General features: G+C 71.4%; 9 protein-coding genes. 5 read left to right on the top strand and 4 right to left on the bottom strand.

Translation table 11 applies throughout. The annotated features are described in order from the left end of the window. Window positions 1-16 precede the first annotated feature (16 nt). Genes GH736_RS15455 through idi form a run of 3 tightly spaced genes read right to left on the bottom strand, consistent with a single transcriptional unit; the run spans window position 17 to window position 2,476 of the window. Complete coding sequence (locus GH736_RS15455; RefSeq protein WP_159604913.1) at window positions 17-898, bottom strand: phytoene/squalene synthase family protein; 882 nt, start codon at window positions 896-898, stop codon at window positions 17-19. After that, window positions 895-1,941 carry a polyprenyl synthetase family protein gene (locus tag GH736_RS15460; RefSeq protein WP_235934307.1) on the bottom strand — a complete coding sequence of 349 codons (1,047 nt, stop codon included), beginning with the start codon at window positions 1,939-1,941 and terminating at the stop codon, window positions 895-897. The genes GH736_RS15455 and GH736_RS15460 overlap by 4 nt, the downstream gene beginning before the upstream one ends. Next, window positions 1,934-2,476, bottom strand: coding sequence for an isopentenyl-diphosphate Delta-isomerase (idi, locus tag GH736_RS15465; protein WP_203230799.1), 543 nt, complete (start codon window positions 2,474-2,476; stop codon window positions 1,934-1,936). The genes GH736_RS15460 and idi overlap by 8 nt, the downstream gene beginning before the upstream one ends. Before the next feature lie 63 nt (window positions 2,477-2,539). On the opposite strand from idi, the gene GH736_RS15470 reads away from it, so the two are divergent. Further along, the gene (locus GH736_RS15470; RefSeq protein ID WP_159604917.1) at window positions 2,540-3,082 is read left to right on the top strand and encodes a MarR family winged helix-turn-helix transcriptional regulator; all 543 of its coding nucleotides are present in this window, start codon (window positions 2,540-2,542) and stop codon (window positions 3,080-3,082) included. Between the two features lie 26 nt (window positions 3,083-3,108). Further along, entirely contained in the window at window positions 3,109-3,558 is a 450-nt protein-coding gene (locus tag GH736_RS15475) for an NUDIX domain-containing protein (protein WP_159604919.1), read from the top strand. A 24-nt stretch (window positions 3,559-3,582) separates the two neighbouring features. On the opposite strand, the gene GH736_RS15480 is transcribed toward GH736_RS15475, so the two are convergent. Beyond that, window positions 3,583-4,413 carry a DUF1295 domain-containing protein gene (locus tag GH736_RS15480; RefSeq protein WP_159604921.1) on the bottom strand — a complete coding sequence of 277 codons (831 nt, stop codon included), beginning with the start codon at window positions 4,411-4,413 and terminating at the stop codon, window positions 3,583-3,585. A gap of 32 nt (window positions 4,414-4,445) precedes the next feature. On the opposite strand from GH736_RS15480, the gene GH736_RS15485 reads away from it, so the two are divergent. The 3 genes from GH736_RS15485 to ftsR all read left to right on the top strand — a co-directional run. Next, window positions 4,446-5,069, top strand: coding sequence for a CDP-alcohol phosphatidyltransferase family protein (locus tag GH736_RS15485; RefSeq protein WP_159604923.1), 624 nt, complete (start codon window positions 4,446-4,448; stop codon window positions 5,067-5,069). A gap of 17 nt (window positions 5,070-5,086) precedes the next feature. Beyond that, window positions 5,087-5,593: an FHA domain-containing protein gene (locus tag GH736_RS15490; protein ID WP_159604925.1), complete on the top strand. Its 507-nt coding sequence runs from the start codon at window positions 5,087-5,089 to the stop codon at window positions 5,591-5,593. Continuing rightward, on the top strand, window positions 5,593-6,006 hold a 414-nt coding region (gene ftsR / locus GH736_RS15495), incomplete at its 3' end, for a transcriptional regulator FtsR (RefSeq protein WP_159604927.1). The genes GH736_RS15490 and ftsR, both read left to right, overlap by 1 nt.

Consider the following 6,006-nt stretch of genomic DNA (forward strand, 5'->3'; position numbering starts at 1 on the left):
CGCTCGGAGGTCGGGGTCATCGCCCGAGCCCTCCGGCCGTGAGGGCCGACCGCAGGGCGATCGCGAGTTTCTCGCCGTCGGGCACCCGGATGCGGGTGGCGATGAGGCGCTCGGCCGGTGTGCGCCGGCAGCGCGCCGCGAGATGCGAGAACAGTCCGTGCGCCGCGGCGACGGCCGCCCTGGCACGGCGGGGGAGCCGGCGGATGGTTCGTCCGGCGATCTCGAGGTCGCGGTCGATGTCGTCGAGGATCCTCGTCTTGTCGGCCTCGGTGAAGGCGTCGGGGTCGAGCCAGGGGAAGTAGTTCCGCCCGAGTTCGTGCCAGTCGACCGCCAGGTCGCGCAGGAAGTTGATCTTCTGGAATGCGGCCCCCAGGTGCACGGCCCCCTCCTCGAGGCGCGCCCGCTCGTCCGCGTCGACGGGGTCCTCGACCAGGAACACCGCGAGGCACATCAGGCCCACGACCTCCGCCGATCCGTGGATGTAGGGCGCGATCTCCTCGGCGGTGAACGGCGACGGATCGAGGTCGCGCCGCATCGACGCGAAGAACGGGCGGGTGAGGCGCTCGTCGATCCCGGCCTCGCGCGCGGTCTTCGCGAACGCGTGCACGACGAGGTTCGCCGAGTACCCCCGGCGCAGTGCGATCTCGGTCTCCGCCTCGAAGTCGTCGAGCACGGTCAGGAGTTCCGCGTCCGAGAGCCCGGCCTCGCGCGCGGTGCCGTCGACGACCTCGTCGGCGACGCGCACGAGCGCATAGATCGAGCGGATGCGTCGCCGCGAATCCTCGTCGAGGAGCCGTGCCGCCGCGCCGAACGACGTGGAGTACCGGCTGATCACCACGGCGGCGCTCGCCTCTGCGGCATCGTCGTAGCGGCCGAGCAGGGTGGGGTCGTCGGTCATCGCGCACGCTCCGCGGCTCGTCCGGCGAGGTCGCCGAGTTCGGTGCGGAGCGACTCGGGCAGCTCGGCGGTGTCGAGCTCGAACCGGGCGAGGGTGACGTACTCGTCGGCGAGGCGACGCGCGGCGTCGAGCGCGCCGCACCCGAGAAGCGCCGCCCGCAGCTCGTCCGCCCCGGCGTCATCGAGCTCGGGGTCTCCCAGGCGGGCCGAGATCGACGCCCAGGCGTCCGTGGTCGCGGCGTGGGCGGTAAGCGCGGTCTGCTTGCCCTCGCGCAGGTCGGACGTCGTCGACTTGCCGGTCGTGGCCGGATCGCCGAACACGCCGAGGATGTCATCGGTGATCTGGAACGCGACGCCCACGAAGCGACCGTACCGGGCGAGCGCGCCGACCGCAGCCTCGTTCGCCCCGGCCAGCACCGCCCCGGCGGTGAGCGGGCACTCGAACGAGTACACGGCGGTCTTCTGCTCGAGCGTCGCGAGCACGCGAGCGACTTCCGGCGGCTCGGCGGATCCCGCATGGACGACATCGGCGAGCTCGCCGGCCGCGGAGACGAAGACGGCGCGGTCGAGGATGTCGAGCAGGCGGCCACGTCGCTCGGCATCGATGGAGAGCAGTGCGATCTCGCGGTGCGCGAGGCTCAGCGCAAGGTCGCCGGCGAGCACGGCCGCCGTCTCCCCGAGCGCCTCGCTCGCGCGGTCGCCCGCGCCCCGCGCCAAGGCGCGACCCGCGAATCGGGAGGCGACGTTCGGTGCGCCGCGGCGCACGGTGTCGCGATCGATCACGTCGTCGTGGATGAGGAACGCGGTGTGCAGCACCTCGAAGGCGACGCCCACCCGGGTGGCCAGCGCGCGGTCGGTGCCGCCGAGCCCCAGGTAGGCCGCGTTCACGAGGTGCGGCCGGATGCGCTTCCCGCCGGCGCTCTGCAGCTCGAGGGATTCCCAGAGGGCGGCGTAGTCGGCCCCGAACTCGTCGGCACGGGCCCGCGCGTCGGCGAAGACGGCGCGCAGTTCGTCGTCGATCGCCGAGTGGACGAGGTCAGTCACGGAAGAGCTCCAGTTCACGTGCCTGCAGCACGAGCCACGGGCTGAACGCCCAGGGTGCGGCCTCGACGGCGCGGCCGAGCTCCTGCGGCGACACCCAGGCGTACTCGGCGATCTCGCGGGGGTTCGGATCGGGCTGGTCGTCGGTGAAGGCGACGTAGACCGGGCACACCTCGTTCTCGACGGTGCCGTTGGCGTCGATCGCGCGGTACCGGAAGAGCGGGAGCGCGAGCTCCAGCTCGGTGAGCTCGATGCCGAGCTCGAACTCGGCACGCCGGCGCACGGCCGCGGTGAGCGATTCGGCCGGCTTCGGGTGCCCGCAGAACGAGTTCGACCAGACGCCCGGCCAGGCCTGCTTGCTGAGCGCGCGCCGCGTCACCAGCACCTCGCCGAGGGCGTTCAGCACGTGGCAGGAGAACGCCAGGTGCAGCGCCGTGTCGGGCCCGTGGGCGGCGCTCTTGGGGGCACGGCCGATGGGCGCGCCCGACTCGTCGAGGAGCACGACCTCATCCTCGATCGCTTCGATGGTCTGCGACATGGCTTCCTCCGGATCCGGCGAATTGGCTAACCAAGTTAGTGATCTGAAAGATAGCATCGCGCTATGGCGTTGGGAACAACCGAAAGTTCGAGTGGCGACGGGTACTGGTACGACCGGTCAGACCCGTCGGCGCTCGCGGTGCTCGAGGCGATCCGGCGGCATCGTGACGCGGAGGCGGCGATGCGGCGCCGGACCCGCGAGGACATGGACATGGGCGACACCGACCTCGCCGCGCTCCGGTGGATCATCCGCCAGGAGCGGTCGGGCCGGCTCGCCACCAGCGCCGCCCTCGCCCGGGAGCTCGGCATCACCAGCGCAGCGACCGTGAAGCTCGTCGGCCGCCTGGTCTCGGGCGGGTACGTGGACCGTCAGGAGCATCCGACCGACCGGCGGTCGCAGCTCCTCGGCACCCTGCCCGGGGCGCACGAGCGGCTGCGACGGGCGCTCGGCCCGATGCACGAGCGGATGCTGCGTCTCGCGTCCTCGCTCACCGCGGCCGAACGGCTGGTGGTCGTCGGGTTCCTCGACCGCCTGTCCGAGATCGTGGAGGACGCCCCCGACCTGACCGGGCCGGCATCCTCGGCGCCGTCACCTCCCGCAACCTGAACGACGGCGTGCGCCATGCTTGTGGGATGAGCGGTGCGAGCGGCGATGCGTGGGTCGAGGGTCCCGATGGCGATCGGTACTGGGGGCGCTTCGGCGCCGCCGGTCTGCTCGTGGTGAGCCCCGACTTCGAAGTGCTGCTGCAGCACCGTGCAGCGTGGAGTCACTTCGGCGGCACGTGGGGCGTGCCGGGGGGCGCGCGCCACGAGGGCGAGACGGCGGTCGACGCAGCGGTCCGTGAGGCGGGGGAGGAGGCCGGGGTGCCGGCCGATGCCCTCGACGTGCGGTTCACGACCGTCCTCGACCTCGGCTACTGGTCGTACACGACCGTCGTGGCCGACGCGGCCTCGCGCTTCACGCCCGTGGTCAGCGACCCCGAGAGCATCGCACTGCGCTGGGTGGCCGTCGCCGAGGTCGACGCGCTGCCGTTGCATCCGCGCTTCGCCGAAGCCTGGCCCGGCCTGCGAAGCCGGCTCTGACCGGCCTGGCCGCGGCCGACGGAATCAGGCGGTGCGCTCCTCGGGTGACGCCACCCGCGAACGCGGGAACCACGGCACGACCGCCGACGTGCGCGCCCGGTAGTCGTCGTAGTCGGGGTACTTCGCCCGCGAGATCGACTCGGTGAACACCGTCGAGCCGATGAAGAGAAGCGTGAGCAGCACCGCCCCCGCGATCGTCCAGTGCAGCCACACCCCGGTGGCGGCGACCGCGAAGCCGTAGAACACCCACCACTGCGCCTGCTCGAAGAAGAAGTTCGGATGCCGCGACACCCGGAACAGTCCGGTGGTGAGGAAGCCGGGACGCGGCGTGCGCCCGGCGGCGCGCTCGGCCGCCTTCCACCGGTGGAACACCCACTGCTGCTGGTCGGCGACGCCCTCGCCCACGAGGAACGCCAGGAAGACGACCGAAAGCACGAGGTCCCAGACCCCGAGCGGGGAGCCGCCCGACTCGAACACCGTGAACGCCGGAAGGCAGAAGAGCAGGATGAGCACGTTCTGGTAGATCGAGATGAAGAACAGGTTGAACAACTGGTACGCCGTCGGCGACATCCGCTCGCGCAGGACCGCCCAGCGGTAGTCCTCGCCGCCCGCGCGGTACCCGCCCTTCCTGGCGAAGTTGAAGGTGAGCCGGATGCCCCATGCCGTGACCAGCGCGGCCATGAGCACGAGCCGCGCGTCGAACCCGCTCGAGACCGCGAACACCCAGACGTAGACGACCGGCACGACCGACCAGATGCGGTCCACCCACGAGTACTCGCGGGTCAGCAGCGACGCGACCCAGGTTGCGGCGATGACGGCCGCGCAGATGACGAGACACACGAGGAGGGGACCCATGGCGGCATTCTAGGGGTCGATAGGATCGCACCGTGGGCGGGGACGATGCGGGGTCGGTGAGCACGAGGATCTGGACGATCCCCAACGTGCTCACGATGCTGCGGCTCGCGCTCGTCCCGGCGTTCCTCGGATTCATCGTGGTCGGCGACTACGTCGCGGCACTCATCATGCTCGTCGTCGCGAGCCTCACCGACGCCCTCGACGGCTACCTCGCCCGGCGGCTCGGCCAGGTCACCCGCCTGGGGCAGCTCCTCGACCCCGCCGCCGACCGCCTCTACATCTTCGCCGCGCTCGTCGGGCTCGCCGCGAACGAGCTCGTGCCCTGGTGGATCGTGCTCGTCATCGTGGCCCGCGACGTGTTCCTCCTCGTGCTGGGCGTCGTGCTCGCGAACCACGGCTACGGCCCCCTGCCGGTGCACCAGCTCGGCAAGGTCGCGACCTTCGCCCTCTTCTTCGGCCTGCCCGTCATCATGCTCGGGCTCGCGTTCCCCGCCGTCGAACCGGTGAGCGAGCCGATCGGCTGGGCCATCACCATGTGGGGCGCGTTCCTCTACTGGTGGGCCGGCATCATCTACGCGATCGAGACGGCACGCGTCATCCGCATTCCCCGTGTGGCGGACAAGTCCCGATCCGATACGCTGGAACAGGGAGGTTAGCCGTGGCGGATGACGACATGACTCAGGCTGGCGCAGTTGGGGCGGACGACGGCCAGTCTCCGGCCACGCGGTCGAACGGTGCCGTCGGCGACGGCGCCACCGACACGACGATCGGGTTCAGCCGCGAGGCGGCCGCGCAACTGTCTGCGCTCGATGGCGACATCACGGCCGAGGAGCAGGAGGCGATCGCCGCACTGCCCTCGGGCTCGGCGCTGCTCATCGTGCGACGCGGTCCGAACAGCGGCGCCCGGTTCCTGCTCGACACCGACGTCACGACGGTCGGCCGGCACCCCGACGCCGACATCTTCCTCGACGACGTCACCGTCTCCCGGCGGCACGCGGAGTTCCTCCGCCACCGCACGGCGTTCGAGGTGAAGGACCTCTCATCGCTGAACGGCACGTACTTCGACGGCGTGCGCATCGAGACGGCCCTCCTCAGCGATGGCGCGGAGGTGCAGATCGGCAAGTACCGGCTCACCTTCTACGCCTCCCGACGCGACCTGGCGCCGCTGGCGAGCAGCTAGTGCCGGGCACCGCCGCCTCCACGCACGCGAGCGGCCAGGCCCAACTGCTCGGCATCGGCCAGGTACTCGCGCTGCTTCAGCCCGAGTTCCCCGAGCTGACGCCGTCGAAGCTGCGGTTCCTCGAGGAACAGCGCCTCGTCGCGCCGGCACGCACCGCGTCGGGCTACCGCAAGTTCTCGAACGCCGACGTGGAGCGCATCACCGTGGTCCTGTCGATGCAACGCGACCAGTACCTACCGCTCAAGGTGATCCGCGCCCACCTCGAAGCGATCGACGCCGGTGAGACGCCCGCCCTCCCGGGCGCGGTGAGTGCCGCATCCTTCCTCGCCGGCGCGCGCCGGTACGGACGCGACGAGCTGGTCGAGGCCGCGGGCGCCACGCGCACCCTGCTCGACGACGCCGTCTCCGCGTCG

It is taken from the genome of Agromyces humi (genome assembly GCF_009720255.1).
Taxonomy (GTDB): Bacteria; Actinomycetota; Actinomycetes; order Actinomycetales; family Microbacteriaceae; genus Agromyces; species Agromyces humi.